Origin of the sequence: Brachybacterium sp. GCM10030267 (assembly GCF_042666875.1) — a bacterium.
Lineage (GTDB): Bacteria > Actinomycetota > Actinomycetes > Actinomycetales > Dermabacteraceae > Brachybacterium.
In genome coordinates, this window is record NZ_JBHTCX010000010.1 from 119155 (window position 1) to 133968 (window position 14814).

Annotated in this window: 15 protein-coding genes; 13 read left to right on the plus strand and 2 right to left on the minus strand. The window is 71.1% G+C overall.

Annotated elements, in window-relative coordinates; translation table 11 throughout:
• Positions 1-168 precede the first annotated feature (168 nt).
• The 7 genes from ACFQS2_RS08780 (at position 169) to ACFQS2_RS08810 (ending at position 6821) form a co-directional block, all read left to right on the plus strand.
• Positions 169-1632, plus strand: a complete 1464-nt coding sequence (locus tag ACFQS2_RS08780; protein WP_377793406.1) for a DEAD/DEAH box helicase — start codon at positions 169-171, stop codon at positions 1630-1632.
• Positions 1629-2072 carry a rhodanese-like domain-containing protein gene (locus ACFQS2_RS08785; protein WP_377793407.1) on the plus strand — a complete coding sequence of 148 codons (444 nt, stop codon included), beginning with the start codon at positions 1629-1631 and terminating at the stop codon, positions 2070-2072. Before ACFQS2_RS08780 ends, ACFQS2_RS08785 begins: the two co-directional genes overlap by 4 nt.
• A 141-nt stretch (positions 2073-2213) precedes the next feature.
• Positions 2214-2591 (plus strand): ArsR/SmtB family transcription factor, encoded by a 378-nt coding sequence (locus ACFQS2_RS08790; protein WP_377793465.1) that lies wholly within the window; start codon positions 2214-2216, stop codon positions 2589-2591.
• On the plus strand, positions 2588-3604 hold the full coding sequence (locus tag ACFQS2_RS08795) for a cation diffusion facilitator family transporter (protein ID WP_377793408.1): 1017 nt from the start codon (positions 2588-2590) through the stop codon (positions 3602-3604). Before ACFQS2_RS08790 ends, ACFQS2_RS08795 begins: the two co-directional genes overlap by 4 nt.
• Positions 3605-3845: 241 nt before the next feature.
• Positions 3846-4742, plus strand: coding sequence for an ectoine hydroxylase (thpD, locus tag ACFQS2_RS08800; protein ID WP_377793409.1), 897 nt, complete (start codon positions 3846-3848; stop codon positions 4740-4742).
• A 278-nt stretch (positions 4743-5020) separates the two neighbouring features.
• Positions 5021-6415: an FAD-binding oxidoreductase gene (locus tag ACFQS2_RS08805; protein WP_377793410.1), complete on the plus strand. Its 1395-nt coding sequence runs from the start codon at positions 5021-5023 to the stop codon at positions 6413-6415.
• Between the two features lie 46 nt (positions 6416-6461).
• Entirely contained in the window at positions 6462-6821 is a 360-nt protein-coding gene (locus ACFQS2_RS08810) for a hypothetical protein (protein WP_377016157.1), read from the plus strand.
• An 11-nt stretch (positions 6822-6832) separates the two neighbouring features.
• Here ACFQS2_RS08810 and ACFQS2_RS08815 read toward each other — a convergent pair whose 3' ends face one another.
• Complete coding sequence (locus tag ACFQS2_RS08815; RefSeq protein ID WP_377793411.1) at positions 6833-7804, minus strand: MsnO8 family LLM class oxidoreductase; 972 nt, start codon at positions 7802-7804, stop codon at positions 6833-6835.
• 105 nt (positions 7805-7909) lie between these two features.
• Here ACFQS2_RS08815 and ACFQS2_RS08820 point away from each other — a divergent pair, with 105 nt between their 5' ends.
• A complete protein-coding gene (locus tag ACFQS2_RS08820; protein WP_377793412.1) occupies positions 7910-8935 on the plus strand; it encodes an LLM class flavin-dependent oxidoreductase in 1026 nt (341 codons plus the stop codon).
• A gap of 5 nt (positions 8936-8940) precedes the next feature.
• Positions 8941-9600 carry a hypothetical protein gene (locus ACFQS2_RS08825; protein ID WP_377793413.1) on the plus strand — a complete coding sequence of 220 codons (660 nt, stop codon included), beginning with the start codon at positions 8941-8943 and terminating at the stop codon, positions 9598-9600.
• Positions 9601-9694: 94 nt separating this feature from the next.
• Here the strand turns inward: ACFQS2_RS08825 and ACFQS2_RS08830 are convergent, their stop codons facing one another.
• Positions 9695-10513 (minus strand): endonuclease/exonuclease/phosphatase family protein, encoded by an 819-nt coding sequence (locus tag ACFQS2_RS08830; protein WP_377793414.1) that lies wholly within the window; start codon positions 10511-10513, stop codon positions 9695-9697.
• 93 nt (positions 10514-10606) lie between these two features.
• On the opposite strand from ACFQS2_RS08830, the gene ACFQS2_RS08835 reads away from it, so the two are divergent.
• The 4 genes from ACFQS2_RS08835 to ACFQS2_RS08850 all read left to right on the plus strand — a co-directional run bounded on the left by ACFQS2_RS08835 (position 10607) and on the right by ACFQS2_RS08850 (position 14761).
• Positions 10607-11446: an S-adenosyl-l-methionine hydroxide adenosyltransferase family protein gene (locus tag ACFQS2_RS08835; RefSeq protein ID WP_377016149.1), complete on the plus strand. Its 840-nt coding sequence runs from the start codon at positions 10607-10609 to the stop codon at positions 11444-11446.
• Positions 11447-11527: 81 nt separating this feature from the next.
• A complete protein-coding gene (locus tag ACFQS2_RS08840; RefSeq protein WP_377016147.1) occupies positions 11528-12082 on the plus strand; it encodes an ECF-type riboflavin transporter substrate-binding protein in 555 nt (184 codons plus the stop codon).
• Positions 12079-13899 carry a DUF3744 domain-containing protein gene (locus tag ACFQS2_RS08845; RefSeq protein ID WP_377793415.1) on the plus strand — a complete coding sequence of 607 codons (1821 nt, stop codon included), beginning with the start codon at positions 12079-12081 and terminating at the stop codon, positions 13897-13899. Before ACFQS2_RS08840 ends, ACFQS2_RS08845 begins: the two co-directional genes overlap by 4 nt.
• A 31-nt stretch (positions 13900-13930) precedes the next feature.
• The gene (locus ACFQS2_RS08850; RefSeq protein ID WP_377793416.1) at positions 13931-14761 is read left to right on the plus strand and encodes an energy-coupling factor transporter transmembrane component T family protein; all 831 of its coding nucleotides are present in this window, start codon (positions 13931-13933) and stop codon (positions 14759-14761) included.
• The last annotated feature ends 53 nt before the right edge of the window (positions 14762-14814 follow it).

Consider the following 14814-nt stretch of genomic DNA (forward strand, 5'->3'; position numbering starts at 1 on the left):
CGTCCTCCCTGGACAGCGGCGGGTCTAGTGTTGTCGGAGCGTGCCGTCATCCCGCCGCGGCACAGGTCCCACCTCGTATGGTGGTGACAGCGCAGGCTTCGAGTCGCTGCCATGGCAGCGCCTGGCGCAACGCACCGGGCGGGATCTGCACCTTCAGAACGGATTCCCGTGACCTCCCCTGACTTCGCACGCCTCGGCGTGCCCTCCGTCCTGCTCGACGCGCTCGCGCCCCAGGGCATCACCCAGCCCACCCCCATCCAGGCCGCGACGCTGCCGGACTCCCTGTCCGGGCGCGACATCCTCGGCCGTGGCCGCACGGGCTCGGGCAAGACCTACGCCTTCGGCCTGCCCCTGGTCGCACGCCTGATCGCCGAGCCCCGCCGCCGCGCCGCGCGCCGGCCCCGCTCGCTCATCCTCGCCCCCACGCGTGAGCTCGCCTCCCAGATCTCCGAGTCGCTGCGGCCGCTGGAAGCGGCCGCCGGGCTGCGCAGCGCCGTCGTGTTCGGCGGCGTCGGCCAGAATCCCCAGGTCAAGGCGCTCGCCGCCGGCGTCGACGTGGTCGTCGCCTGCCCGGGCCGGCTGCTGGACCTGATGGGACAGGGCCACGTGGACCTCAGCGCCGTCGAGATCACCGTGATCGACGAGGCCGATCACATGGCCGACATGGGCTTCCTGCCCATGGTGCGCCGCATCCTGGATGCGACGCCGAAGCAGGGCCAGCGCATGCTGTTCTCGGCCACCCTCGACGCCGGTGTGAACAAGCTGGTCAAGCAGTTCCTGTCCTCCCCCGTGACGCACTCGGCGGACCCGGCCACGAGCCCCGTCGGCACCATGGAGCACCATGTGCTCGAGGTCGACGCCGCCACCCGGTTCGACGTGCTGCGCGACCTCGCCGCGGCGCCGGGCCGCACGATCATGTTCACGCGCACGAAGTACGGGGCGAAGAACCTCGCCCGCAAGCTCGCCGCGCGCGGTGTGGACGCCGTCGACCTGCACGGCAACCTCTCGCAGAACGCCCGCACCCGGAACCTCGAGGCCTTCGGCTCCGGGACGAACACCACGCTGGTGTGCACCGACATCGCCGCCCGCGGCATCCACGTCGACGAGGTGGCCGTCGTGGTCCACGCCGACCCGCCCGTCGAGCACAAGGCCTACCTGCACCGTTCGGGCCGCACCGCCCGCGCCGGCGAGAGCGGCACCGTGATCACCGTGCAGACGCCGGACCAGAAGCGCGATGTCCACGACCTCATGCGCAAGGCGGGCATCAAGCCCACCTTCCACGCGAGCGTGGTCCCCACCAGCCCCGTGCTGACCGTGCTCGCCCCCGGCGAGCGCACGGAGATGCACGAGCCCCGTGAACCCGCCCCGGCCGCTGAATCCCAGCGCTCCGGTGGCGGTCAGGGCCGTGGCCAGGGCGGCCGTGGCCAGGGCGGTCGCGGCGGGGGACGCGGTGGCCAGGGCGGCCGCGGTCAGGGCGGCGGACGTGGTCGTTCCGGCGGCCAGGGCCGCAGCGGCGGCGAGGGCGGCGGACGCCGCGGCGGCCAGGCGGCTCCCGCGGGCTCGGGCGCACGACGCCAGGGCGGCTCGAGCGGCTCCGGCCTCGCGGCCTACTCCTCCGGTCGGAACCGATGACCGAGGCGAGCGCCGGACGGCGCAGGGCCGAGGCCCCCACCAGGCACAGCATCGACGAGATCCTCGCCGCCGCCCGCCAGGGCCACGAGCAGGTCGAGCCGGTCGAGCTGTCGACCCTCCTGGATCAGGGCGTCCACGTGATCGACATCCGTTCCGCGGTCACGCGCGAACCCGAGGGGCACATCCCCGGTGCCACGGTGATCGAGCGACTCGTCCTCGAGTGGCGACTCGATCCCCAGAGCGCCGACCGCATGGCCGACGGGCCGGACTACGACGACCAGATCGTCGTGGTCTGCAACGAGGGCTACTACTCCTCGCTCGCCGCCCGCGACCTGCGTGATCTCGGATTCCACCGCGCCACGGACCTGGCCGGCGGCTTCCGCGCCTACCGGGCGGCGGGGCTGCCCGTCGCGGGTGAGCCCGCGCGCTACGTGGACTGAGGATCGACCACCCAGGAGGGGCGGTGCCGAGACGGCGCCGCCCCTCCTGCATGTCCGGAACTATCACCGGGATCACAGCCGACACTTCGTTCCTTGCGCAACCATGCAATCCGCGGCAGACTCGCCGACGTGCACACCCCGATGACGTCCGGTCCGGCCGCCGAGGCGGCCGGCCACCGCCAGCACGCGGAACCCACCGAGCCGCAGCTCGCCGCGGCTGCCGACACCTTCGCGATGCTCGCCAGCCCGGCCCGTCTCCACCTCGTCCAGCTCATGAGCTCGGGCCACCTGGACGTCGGCACCCTGGCTGCGCGGGTCGGGCTGAGCCTGCCCACCACCAGTCAGCATCTGAGCAAGCTGCGCCTGGCCGGCATCGTCTCCGCCCGCCGCGAGGGCCGCCACAGCTACTACACGGTCGATGATCCGCACGTGCTCTCCCTGGTCGAGCAGATCTTCGAGCACATCGCGCCCGACGGGACGCTCGCCCCCGACCCCCCGCCGAAGGACTCCCCCGCATGACGCCCCCACCCCCGCAGAGCCCTGCTGCGGCCGAGCCCACGAAGGTCGACCTGCGCCGGTACGCGTGGCTCTCGATCATCGCCGCGATCCTCACGATCGCGCTGAAGACGGGGGCGTGGGCGCTGACGGACTCCGTCGGCCTGCTCTCCGACGCCGCCGAATCCACGGTGAACCTGGTCGCGGCCGTGGTGGCCCTGATCGCGCTGACCGTCGCAGCCCGCCCCGCCACCGAGCGCTACCTCTACGGCAGAGCGAAGGCCGAGTACTTCTCGGCCGCGGTCGAGGGCGTGATGATCTTCGTGGCGGCTGCGGTCATCCTGGTCACCGCCGTCGAGCGCTTCGTGAACCCGCGCCCGCTGGAGAACCTCGGCATCGGCCTGATCATCGTGGTGCTCGCCTCCCTGATCAACGGCGGCGTCGCCCTGGTCCTACTGCGCGCCGGGAAGGCGCACCGCTCGATCACCCTGCGGGCCGACGGCAAGCACCTCATGACCGACGTGGTCACCAGCGCCGGCGTGCTGATCGGGGTCGGTCTGGTGGCGCTGACCGGCTGGGAGCGTCTGGATCCGATCATCGCCTTCGCCGTGGGCGTGAACATCATCGTCACCGGCATCGGCCTGATCAACGAATCGGTCTCCGGGCTGCTGGACAAGGCCCTGCCCGAGGAGGACCACGAGGTCATCACCGACGTCCTGCGTCGGCGCACCCACGGGAACGTCACCTTCCACGGGCTCCAGACCCGCGAGGCCGGCCAGCAGAAGTACATGAACGTCCACGTGCTGGTGCCCGACGAGTGGACCGTCAAAGTGGGGCACGACTACATCGAGGGCCTCGAGGACGAGCTGCGCGAGAGCTTGCCCGACCTCACGGTGCTCACCCACCTCGAGCCGATCTCCGATCCGGCCTCCTACGAGGACATCCCCACGGCCCACGTCCAGATCCACGACGACGAGCACGATCCGACCCGCCCGCCGCAGCATGGCAGCAACGGCACCGGCCACGGGACTGCATAGGCGTCCATCCGTCCGGCACCAGGCGCAGCAGATGCCGCCGCAGGGTCCCCACCCCCGCTGCTGAGCCGGCATCTCCACCCCGTCAGCTGAGCCGGCGAAGCGACGACCAGGTAGAACACTCGCGCCTTGCCATGTAGCCTCCCGACACTGCCGGGCTTCCCGCCCGGCATCGGCATGTCCCGGGTCGTGCCATCGGCGTGGGGCATGCCGCCGATGCGAGCACGATCGAGGAAAGGAAACCATGTCCACGGCGACCATGACCGACGATCACTACCGCACCCGACTCACGGAGGTGATGGAGCCCTACGCCCGTGAGCACCCCACCGTCTGGGGAACCCCGGACGACGGCCCCTTCGACGCCGAGGAGCTGACGGCGCACGAGCAGCGGGGTTTCACCATCCTGCAGGACTTCATCGCCCCCGATGAGGTGATGACCTATCGGCAGGAGCTGAACCGGCTGACCGGCGATGAGTCGCTGCGCGAGGACGAGCGGGTGATCACCGAGCGCGCCTCCGGCGAGGTCCGCTCGATCTTCGCGGTCCAGCAGCTCAGCGACCTGATCGACCAGCTCGCCCGCGACCCGCGGGTGCTGGATCGCGCGCGTCAGCTGCTGGGTTCCGAGGTGTACCTGCACCAGACCCGGATCAACTACATGCCCGGGTTCAAGGGCAGCGGGTTCTACTGGCACTCGGATTTCGAGACCTGGCACGCCGAGGACGGCATGCCGCTGCCCCGCGCCGTCAGCTGCTCGATCGCGCTGACGCCGAACTTCCCCTACAACGGCGGGCTGATGGTGATGCCCGGCTCCCACCTCACCTTCGTGCCGAGCCTGGGTGAGACCCCGGAGGACAACCACAAGTCCTCGCTGAAGGAGCAGACGGTCGGCGTGCCCTCCCAGGAGGTCATCACCGACATGGCCCACCGGCACGGGATCGACCAGTTCACCGGCCCCGCCGGCTCCGCGCTGTGGTTCGACTCGAACATCATGCACGGCTCCGGCAACAACATCACCCCGTTCCCGCGCTCGAACATCTTCATGGTGTTCAACAGCGTCGAGAACGAGCTCCAGGAACCGTTCGCGGCCTCCGCGCCGCGCCCGGACCACATCGCCCACCGGGACGCTCAGCCGCTGCGCTGACCACACCGGCGAAGGGCAGGAGCGGGGCACCCAGTCATCGCCGGGCGCCCCGCTCCTGCCGTCCACGGGATGCGCTCGCCCTGCTCAGGCGATGGAGACCGTGCTCGCGGTGCGCACGAGGTAGGGCCCGGCTTCCCGGGCACCGACCTGGATCCGGGCGTGGGATGAGCACCGTTCGCGCCTCCGCGCACGGTGTCCCACCATGGGGAGCACACACCACCGTGGCAGGAAGAGCCCACCATGGGCGACGACCTTCCAGCCCTGACGAGGAGCTTCGAATGACCGGTCCCCCGGCATCCGGCACCGATCTCGACGATCTCGCCGCACGCCTGCGCACCGACCTGGGCGCGGACGCCGTGTTCGAGGACCCCGAGACCAAGTACGGCGGTGACTATGCGGTCCCCGGCGTGCCGGGCCTCGGCTTCATCCTGGCCCTCCCCCACGACGTCGAGGGCGTGCAGGCGACCTTGCGGCTGGCCCACGCCACCGGCACCGCCGTCGTGCCCCGCGGAGCGGGCTCGGGACTCTCCGGCGGAGCGAGCGCGGGTGAGGGCTGCATCGTCCTGGGCCTGGAACGACTGACCGCGATCCGCGAGATCGATCCGATCGACGAGGTCGCCGTGGTCGAGCCGGGCGTGATCACCGCGGACCTCTCGGCAGCGCTGGCGCCCCACGGCTTCTTCTACGCTCCCGATCCCGCCAGTGCCACGCTCTCCAGCATCGGCGGCAACATCGCCACCAATGCCGGCGGTCTGCACTGCGCCAAGTACGGCGTGACCCGGGAATCCGTGCTGGCACTGGACGTGGTGCTGGCCGACGGCACCTTCCTGCGCACCGGCCACCGCTCGATCAAGGGCGTGACGGGGTTGGACCTCACGCAGCTGCTGGTCGGCTCGGAAGGGACCTTGGCCGTGGTGGTCGCCGCGACCCTGCGCATCCATCCGGTGCCGGTCGCACGCCGGACCGTGCTCGCACGGTTCCCCTCCACCACGGCGGCCGCCGCCGCGGTCGGGGCGATCTCGCGGAGCCCGGTGCGACCGGCCGCGACCGAGCTGATGGACGCCGGGACGCTGCAGGACATCGACGAGCGCACCGGCGCCGGGATCAGCCAGGGCGCCACGGCCGTGCTGCTGATCGAGCTCGACGGCTACGGGATCGAGGACCAGACCCGGGATCTGACCGCGGCCCTGACCGCCGCGGGAGCCGAGATGACGGTTATCGAGGACGGGACCGAGGCGGAGCGGCTCTGGGAGCTGCGCCGCTCCGCCCGCGGCTCCGGGGCGGGCCGGTTCCGCCTCGGGGAGGACGTGGCGGTGCCGAAGTCCCGCCTCGCCGAGGCCTACGCCGAGCTCGAGGCGATCGGTCGCGCCCACGGGATCCGCGCCTCTGCCGTCGCCCACGCGGGCGACGGGAACCTGCATCCGGCGCTGTCGCTGCCGCGCGGGGAGCATGACGCGGCCGCGGAGCTGCCGGCCCCGATCCTCGCTGCGGCGGACGACATGGTGCGGGCCGCCCTCGCCCTGGGCGGGACGATCAGCGGCGAGCACGGCATCGGCACCGCCAAACAGGGCTGGCTCGACCTCGAGCTCTCCGACGTCTCCCGTGATCTCCAGCGCCGCCTCAAGGACGTCTTCGATCCCACCGGGATCCTCAATCCCGGCAAGGGGCTGTGACGAATCGACCGCGTTTCGACCACTCTGAAGAATTCGAGGGTTCACGATGAGGAAGCAGGCGATCTATTTCGGTGTCCTGGCGGCCGTGGGAGCGATCGCGATCCTGTGGCTGTTGCTGTGGCGTCCCACCGTGACGTACAGCCACCTGTATGACCGACAACCCTGCTTCGCCGTCCTAGAGCCGGTGGAGGATGCCTATCTCCTCCCCAGGGAGCCCCACAACGCCAGCGATCCGACGGAGTGGAGCGGGGGCGACCAGGAACGGCTGCATCGCGCCTGCGAACGGGTCCGGACCCGGAACACTGCGATCTCGGCGCTGTTGATCACGCCGACGCTGCTGCTCGGTCAGGCAGCGTGGAGAGGCCGATCGAGCCGAGAGCCGGAGTCCTCGTCGGATTCGGAGTGAATTATTCTCCGTCAATCCAGCAACAGCTCGGCGAGGCGCACGTCGGAGTCAGCGAGCGCTGCGCGGTCATAGGTCGAGGCGCTCGAGAGGATCTCCTGAGCCCCGGTGCGTTCGATGATCTGCTGGAGGCGGCGGCTCACGGTCTCCGCCGTGCCGGTGATGGTCGCGTCCAGGCCCTTCTCCACGCGCTGGCGCTCCTTGCTGCTCCAGGTGGTCCGACGGATCTGCGCGACCGGCTCGAGCGCCTCGAACATCCCCGTGGTGCGCGAGCGGGCCATGGCCCACACCTCGGGCAGGGCCAGCTCGCGGGCCTCAGCGTCGGTGTCGGCGATCAGGGCGTCGGCCGAGGCGATCACCATCGGCGAGCTGCCGTGATGGGACCGGAACGCGCGGCGGTAGGCGGCCAGGCGCTCGGGCAGCTCCGGTGCATCCAGGATGGGCCCGCCGATCACGACGGGCAGGCCGAGCTGCGCGGCGACATCCAGGCCCGCGCCGGTCGCCAGGACGAACAGGGGGATCTCCGCAGTGGGGCGAGGATGCGCGGTGACGTCGGCCTCCCCGGCGAGGTGGGCGCGCACCTCCGCGATCTCCGCGGCGAAGCTCTCCGTGTCGGACTCCAGGCGCCCCAGCGCGCGGCGCACCGGTTCGGTGAAGCCGAGCGAACGACCCAGGCCCAGGTCGACACGACCGGGATAGAGACCCTCGAGCATCTGGAACTGCTCGGCGACCACGAGCGGGCGGTGGTTGGGCAGCATGACACCGCCGGAGCCGAGACGGATCGTGGAGGTCTGCGCGCCGACAGCGCCCAGCAGCACTGCCGGGGAGCCGCTCGCGATGCCCGGCACCGCATGGTGCTCGGCGACCCAGAAGCGGTGGTAGCCGGCCGCCTCGACCTGCTGCGCCCGCTCCACCGTGTGGACGAGAGCGGTGCCCTCCTCCTCGTCGCTGCGCGTGCGGGAGCGGTCGAGCAGGGAGAGCCTCATGCCGTGATCAACGCGGGCCACGCCGCTGAGCTTCCCGATCCGGAGGTCTGAAAAATCTCAACTATCAGCGGGGTCCGGCCCGATGCACGTCGATACGCTCGAGGTATGACTGCGCCTCACGTTCCGCTCTCGATCCTCGACCTCGTCTCCATCTCGGAAGGCATGACGGTGCGGGAGGCGATCTCCGCGTCCATGGAGGGCGCCCGGACCGCCGACCGGCTCGGCTACGAGCGCTACTGGTTCGCCGAGCACCACAACACCGAGTCCCTCGCCTCCTCGGCGACATCGCTGCTGATCGATCGCGCCGCCTCGATGACGCAGCGGATCCGAGTGGGCTCCGGCGGGATCATGCTGCCCAACCACTCCCCGCTGGCGGTGATCGAGCAGTTCGGCACCCTCGCCCAGTTCCACGGCGACCGCATCGATCTCGGGCTCGGGCGGGCACCCGGCACCGACCAGCTCACCGCGCAGCTGCTGGCCCGCACGTCGGCCGAACCGCAGGCCTTCATCGCGGCGGTCGAGCAGATGCGCGACTGGTCACGGGAGGAGCCCTCGGCCGGGGGCCTGCCGATCAGTGCGTCGGTCGCCCAGGGCACCGAGGTGCCCATGTGGATCCTGGGCTCGACAGCCAACGGGGCGCGCCTGGCCGGGCAGCTGGGCATGCCCTTCTCGGTGGCCTCGCACTTCGCGCCGTTCCAGTACCTGCAGGCGCTGGAGACCTACCGCTCGGAGTTCGATCCGTCCGCGAAGTCCGCTCAGATCGAGCGCCCGCACACCATGGTCGGGGTCAACCTGGTCGTCGCCGAGACCGACGAGGAGGCGCAGCGGCACTTCTCCACGCTGCAGCAGATGTTCCTCGGCGTGGTCACCGGCCAGCGGCAGAAGATCCAGCCGCCGCGGCCGATCGAGGAGGTCGCCGCCGATCATCTCCTCCAGCAGGTCGACCAGACACTCTCGATCCGGGCCGTCGGCTCCCCCGCCACCGTCGTGCGCCAGCTGGAGGAGATCGTGGCGACGACCGGGGCCGACGAGCTGATCCTCACCGCCTACTACTACGACCCCGCCGACCGGCTCAAGGGACTCGAGCTGCTGGCCGAGGCCTGGGGGCTCGGCACGGGCGCGAACGGCTGACGCCGATGGTCGCGCTCCCGCACGCCGAGCAGGTGCCGACGGGGACGCCCGGCATGCCGTGGCCGACGGGGCCGCGGCGAGGCGGCCGTGTCCCTCGCGCCGTCGCTCTCGTCCTGGTCACGGTGAGTCTCGGCGGCTGCGGGCTGTTCGGTGAGGGCGGCCGGGGCGCCGCTCCCACTCCGGGCTGGGAGCACGACGAGAGCAGCGACCGGTACTACGTGCCGGGCGAAGTCAGCCACTCCACCGACCTGGTCGACGAGCACTTCCCCGGGCTCGCGGAGGTGACTGCCGTGAGCGTGGCCGAGGGCCGCTTCACCGATCCGGACGAGCGGGTACCGATCCCTGCACCGGACGACTACTGGTGGCAGGCCGTGATCGAGCTCCCGCCTGGCGAGGCGGCGCGCCTGGTGGCTGAGACCCGCGCCCAGCAGGCCTCCGACGGGGGTGACTACTCCACCCTCGCGCAGACGATGAGCGAGGGCGAGCTCCTGGCCGTCATGGTGCCGGCGCTGGAGCCAGAGATCTCGCCGTGCCCCGGGGACTGGATCTCGGTGCATCCTGCGGTGATCGAGAGCAGCAACACCACCGTCGCGGGCGACCTGCTGGAGGCCGCCGTAGTGTGCGAGGGCGGGGAGCAGCTGCTCACGTCGGCCAGGGACATGTGAGAGCCGGGCTGTCCCGGACCGGCCAGGGGTCAGTCCAGGTCGACGCTCCATTCAGGCCGGGGTGGGGCCTGGTCGGAGTCAGGCCTGGTCGGAGTCAGGCCTGGTCGGGACGGACCACGGCGGTGACGGCGGCGTGGTCGCTCGCGGCCACGCCCTGGATGTCGTGGACGTGGGCGGCGTAGGCCTCGATCATCAGCCCGCGGGTCATGATCCAGTCGATGCGCGCGGCCCCCGCCTCGGGTCGCCGGTAGTCCGGGAACGTGCCGATGTCCTCGCCCTCGAGAGCGCCCGTCTCGTCGTGGGCGTCCTCGAAGCCGGCATCGCGCAGCACGCGCCAGGGGGTGCTCTCCCCGGCGGCGGCGTTGAAATCGCCCATCAGCACGGCGGGGATCCCGTCGGCCACCTCGCGCAGCCGCTGGGCGATCACCCCGGCGCCCTTCTCACGGGCCACGTGCCCGGCGTGGTCGAGGTGCGTCACCGCCAGCACCAGGTCACCACCGCCGGCGCGGTCGCGCACGCGCGCCCACACGGCGATCCGCGGGCAGTGCGCATCCCAGCCCACCGAGCCGATCAGCTCCGGCTCCTCGGAGACCCAGAACTGGTCCCAGTCCAACAGCTCGAACCGCTCACGACGGACGAACAGCAGGTTGTGCTCGCCGCGGCCACCGCCCTCACGGCCGTACCCCAGCCGCAGATGGCTCGCCGCGAGGGCCTCGTCGAGAACCGGGATCTGCGAGGCCAGCACCTCCTGGGTGCCGACCACGTCGGCGTCGGCCGAGCGCAGCAGATCGACCAGCACCGGGGCGCGGTCATCCCAGTGATCCGCCTGGCCGGCCACGGTGCCGGGGCGGTGCAGGCGGATGTTCTGGGTCAGGACGCTCAGGGCGGGCGGCTGCGCGGACGGGAGGATCATGCTCCCCATCATGTCTCACGCCACACGCTCGTGACGAGGGGCCGTCCGTGGGACGCCCCGCACGCCGAAGCGGCGAACCCGCATAATTCGCCTATGAACGCTCTGGTGCTGCAATCGGATTTCGGACTCGACGACGGCGCGGTCAGCGCCATGTACGGCGTCGCCGTCGGCGTCGATCCCACGCTGCGGATCCACGACGTCACCCACAACATCCCGCCGTACGACATCTGGGAGGGCTCCTACCGTCTCGCCCAGGTGCTCACCTACTGGCCTGCGGGCACGGTGTTCGTCTCGGTGGTGGACCCGGGTGTCGGTTCGGACCGGCTGTCCGTGGTCGCGCGGACTGCGACGGGCCACTACGTGGTCACGCCCGACAACGGCACGCTCACCCATCTCGACCAGCTCTTCGGGATCACCGAGCTGAGGGAGATCGACGAGACCAGGAACCGGCGGCCGGGCTCCGAGGAGTCCTACACCTTCCACGGCCGCGACATCTATGCGTTCACGGGGGCACGGCTGGCCTCCGGCACCACCACCTACGAGGAGGTGGGCCCGAGCCTGGATCTCTCGACCCTGGTGCGGCTGCCGGTGATCGAGCCGGAGCTCACCGAGGGGGCCGTCGTCGGCACCATCGACACCCTGGACGTGCGCTACGGCTCGCTGTGGACCTCGATCCCGCGGCCGCTGTTCCGCGAGCTCGGTGTCGAGCCCGGCGATCGGGTCACCGTCCGCGTCCACCATCACGACACCGTCGTCCACGCCGCCCAGGTCACCTACGCCCGATCCTTCGCGGCGGTCGAGGTGGGAGAGTCGCTGCTGTACGTGAACTCCCTGGACCGGATGGCGATCGCCATCAATCGCGGCCACTACGCGCGCGCCTTCGCGCTCGGCACCGGCGCCTCCTGGCGCGTGACCCTGGTGCCGGTGCGCTGACATGACGATGCTCCTCCGACGTGCCTCCCCGGCACCCCGACTCGCCTCATCCTCCTGCCCGCCGCTCCCGAAGGAACCCTCATGAACCGTACGTACTCGCCAGTGACCCAGGTGGTCGCGATCGGCATCGGTGCCGCCCTGTTCTTCGTGCTCGGTCGCTTCGTCGCGATCCCCTCGTTCGTCCCGAACACCTCCATCAGCATCCAGTACGCGATCCTCGCCGTCTTCGCCGTGCTCTACGGGCCGCTGGTGGGGGCGCTCGCCGGATTCCTCGGTCACCTCCTGATCGATGCCACCGGGTTCGGGATCTGGATCAGCTGGGAGCTGGCCTCGGGCGTGTTCGGCCTGGTGGTCGGCCTGCTCGTGCTGCGCCATGCGATCGGGGACGGCGAATTCGGCAGGAGCACCGCGATCCGCGTGAACCTCGCGATCATCCTCGCCAACGCCCTCTCCTGGCTCCTCATCGCACCGCTGGGCGACGTGCTGATCTACGCCGAGCCGGCCGGCAAGGTGTGGGCGCAGGGCACCCTGGCCTTCGTCTCGAACTCACTGACCGCCTGCATCATCGGCACGATCATCCTCTCGATCTACGCCCGCACCCGCACCAGGACCGGGTCGCTGAGCCACGACCAGTGACGGCGCCGTCCCCATCCAGCGCCGGCGACGTGCTCATCGAGCTGCGCGGGTACTCCTTCCAGTACCGCGCGCAGTCCGAGCCGACGCTGCACGACATCGACCTGCGGATCCGGCGCGGGGAGAAGATCGCCGTGGTCGGTGCCTCCGGTTCGGGGAAGTCCACGCTGATCAGCGCGATCAATGGCCTGATCCCGCACCGCCACCGCGGCGAGGCCGGTGGGAGCATCCGGGTGCTCGGCAAGGATCCGGCCGCGGTGCCGCTGGTGGAGACCGCGGCCGGGGTCGGCACCGTGCTCCAGGACAGCAACAGCCAGTTCGTCGGCCTCACCGTCGGCGAGGACATCGCCTTCAGCCTCGAGAACCAGCAGGTGCCCCACGCCGAGATGCCTGCCCGCGTGGCCCGCGCCGCGGCCCTGGCCGGCATCGGTGATCGCCTGGAGGATGCCCCGCAGAACCTCTCCGGCGGCCAGAAGCAGAGGGTCGCGATCGCGGGCGTGCTGGTCGACGACGTCGAGGTGCTGCTGTTCGACGAGCCCCTGGCGAACCTGGACCCCGCCACCGGCCGCTCCGCGGTGGAGCTGATCGATACGCTCCACCGCGATCACGGCCGCACGATCGTCCTGGTCGAGCATCGTCTCGAGGATGTCCTGCACCGGGAGGTCGACCGGATCGTGCTGATGGCCGGCGGTCGGATCGTGCTCGATGCCTCGCCCGACGAGGTCGTCGCCTCCGGGCTGCTCGAGGAGCACGGCATCCGGCCGCCGCTGCACGTGGCCGCGCTGCGCTACGCCGGGACGCCGGTCACGGCTCAGCAGCGACCCGCTCGAGTGGAGACGATCGCGCTCAGCGAGGAGCAGATCGGCGCGGTGCGCAACTGGGTCGGCCGCAGCGGCGACGACAGCGCGATGGGATCAGGTCCCGGCCCGTCGGGCACGATCCCCACTGGGAGCCGAGGGACGAGCACGGAGACGGATCTCCCCCGCTCCGGTACGACGGCCCTGGCCCTCGAGGATGTGCGCTGCGAGATACCCCTTGGCCCCGAGAGCACCACCGCCGTGCTCGAGGGCGTGACCGCCCGGGTGCGCCGCGGGGAGATGCTGGGCGTGCTGGGCTCGAACGGAGCCGGCAAGTCCACCCTGGCACGCGTCATCTGCGGATTCGAGCGCGCCACCGGCGGCACCGTGCGCATCGGGGCGCTCGACGCCACGGGCTGGACCCTCGCCCAGCGCGGGGAGCACGTCGGCTTCGTGCTGCAGGAACCGGGCCAGATGATCTCCAAGCCGCTGGTGGCCGAGGAGATCGCCCTGGGCATGCGCGCCCGCGGCATGGCGGAGGACGAGATCACCCGCCGCACCGCCGCCGTGCTCGAGGTGTGCGGGCTGCGCCCGTTCCGCTCCTGGCCCGTCTCCGCCCTCAGCCATGGTCAGAAGAAGCGCGTCACCATCGCCTCCGTGCTGGCGCTCGAGCCCGAGGTGCTGATCCTCGACGAGCCCACCGCCGGGCAGGACTTCGCCCACTACACCGAGTTCATGGAGTTCCTGCGGCAGGTGAATACGACCGGCACCACCGTCGTGCTGATCACCCACGACATGCACCTGGCGTTGGAGTACACCGACCGCGTGCTGGTGATGTCCGACGGCGTCCTGCTCGCCGATGACGATCCGGCCGCCGTGCTGACCGACCCCGAGCTGACCCGGCGGGCCGACCTCGTGACCACGGGCCTGCACGCGCTGGCGCAGCAGAGCGGTCTCGCCGACGCGCACGCCCTGGTGCGCCGTTTCGTCGAGGTCGATCGCGCCACCCGGAGCGCAGCATGACCCCGGGGGCCCTCACGGACGGAGCCGCGATTTGAGCGCCCCGCTGCTGGGCTACGTCGACCGCCCCGGACCGCTGCACAGGCTCTCGGGGGTCTCCAAGCTCGTCCTCGTCCTCGGCGTCGTGATCGGTGCGATGCTGGGATTCGATGTGCGCTACCTGGCCGTCGTGGCTCTGGCCTCCGTCGTGCTCTGGGCCGTCTCCCGGGTCCGGCTGCGGGACTTCGCGGTGGTGCTGTGGCTGATCCTCGTCTTCATGACCCTGAACAACATCGGGATCTTCCTGTTCGCCCCCGGCTACGGCACGGATCTCTTCGGCACCCGCCATGTCCTGCTGGAGGGGCCCTGGCGCTGGGATCTGACGACCGAGCAGCTGTTCTACCAGCTCGCCGTCACCCTGAAGTACGTCGCGGTGCTGCCCGCTGTGCTGCTGTTCGTGGCCACCACGAGGCCACCGGAGTTCGCCTCCTCGCTCGCGCGCATCGGGGTGCCCGCGCGGATCGCCTACGCCGTCTCCCTCGCGCTGCGGTACATCCCCGACGTCCAGCGCGAGTTCCGCACCATCTCCCAGGCGCAGCAGGCGCGAGGCATCGACACCTCCCGCAATGCTCCTCTGAGTGCGCGGGTGCGCAATCTCAGCGCCGTGCTGATGCCCCTGCTGCTGGGCACCTTCGACCGGATCGAGTCGGTCTCTGCCGCCATGGAGCTGCGCGGGTTCGGGCGGGAGCGCGGGCGCACCTGGTCGGTGCGCACCCCGCTGCGCGGCCGCGACGTGGCGGTGATGCTCACCGCGCTGGCACTGGTGGTGGTCCCGGTCGTGCTGCTGGTGATCAACGGCGGGCGGTTCTGGAACCCGTTCACCTGAGCCGAACCGGCGACGCCGCGGTACCGGGACCCTCAAGCCCCGCTACCGCGGCG

Coding starts and splice junctions, on each gene's coding strand:
- ACFQS2_RS08785 (WP_377793407.1), top strand. CDS start 1,629: ATGACCGAGGCGAGCGCCGGACGGCGCAGGGCCGAGGCCCCCACCAGG.
- ACFQS2_RS08790 (WP_377793465.1), top strand. CDS start 2,214: ATGACGTCCGGTCCGGCCGCCGAGGCGGCCGGCCACCGCCAGCACGCG.
- ACFQS2_RS08795 (WP_377793408.1), top strand. CDS start 2,588: ATGACGCCCCCACCCCCGCAGAGCCCTGCTGCGGCCGAGCCCACGAAG.
- thpD (WP_377793409.1), top strand. CDS start 3,846: ATGTCCACGGCGACCATGACCGACGATCACTACCGCACCCGACTCACG.
- ACFQS2_RS08805 (WP_377793410.1), top strand. CDS start 5,021: ATGACCGGTCCCCCGGCATCCGGCACCGATCTCGACGATCTCGCCGCA.
- ACFQS2_RS08810 (WP_377016157.1), top strand. CDS start 6,462: ATGAGGAAGCAGGCGATCTATTTCGGTGTCCTGGCGGCCGTGGGAGCG.
- ACFQS2_RS08815 (WP_377793411.1), bottom strand. CDS start 7,804: ATGAGGCTCTCCCTGCTCGACCGCTCCCGCACGCGCAGCGACGAGGAG.
- ACFQS2_RS08820 (WP_377793412.1), top strand. CDS start 7,910: ATGACTGCGCCTCACGTTCCGCTCTCGATCCTCGACCTCGTCTCCATC.
- ACFQS2_RS08825 (WP_377793413.1), top strand. CDS start 8,941: ATGGTCGCGCTCCCGCACGCCGAGCAGGTGCCGACGGGGACGCCCGGC.
- ACFQS2_RS08830 (WP_377793414.1), bottom strand. CDS start 10,513: ATGATCCTCCCGTCCGCGCAGCCGCCCGCCCTGAGCGTCCTGACCCAG.
- ACFQS2_RS08835 (WP_377016149.1), top strand. CDS start 10,607: ATGAACGCTCTGGTGCTGCAATCGGATTTCGGACTCGACGACGGCGCG.
- ACFQS2_RS08840 (WP_377016147.1), top strand. CDS start 11,528: ATGAACCGTACGTACTCGCCAGTGACCCAGGTGGTCGCGATCGGCATC.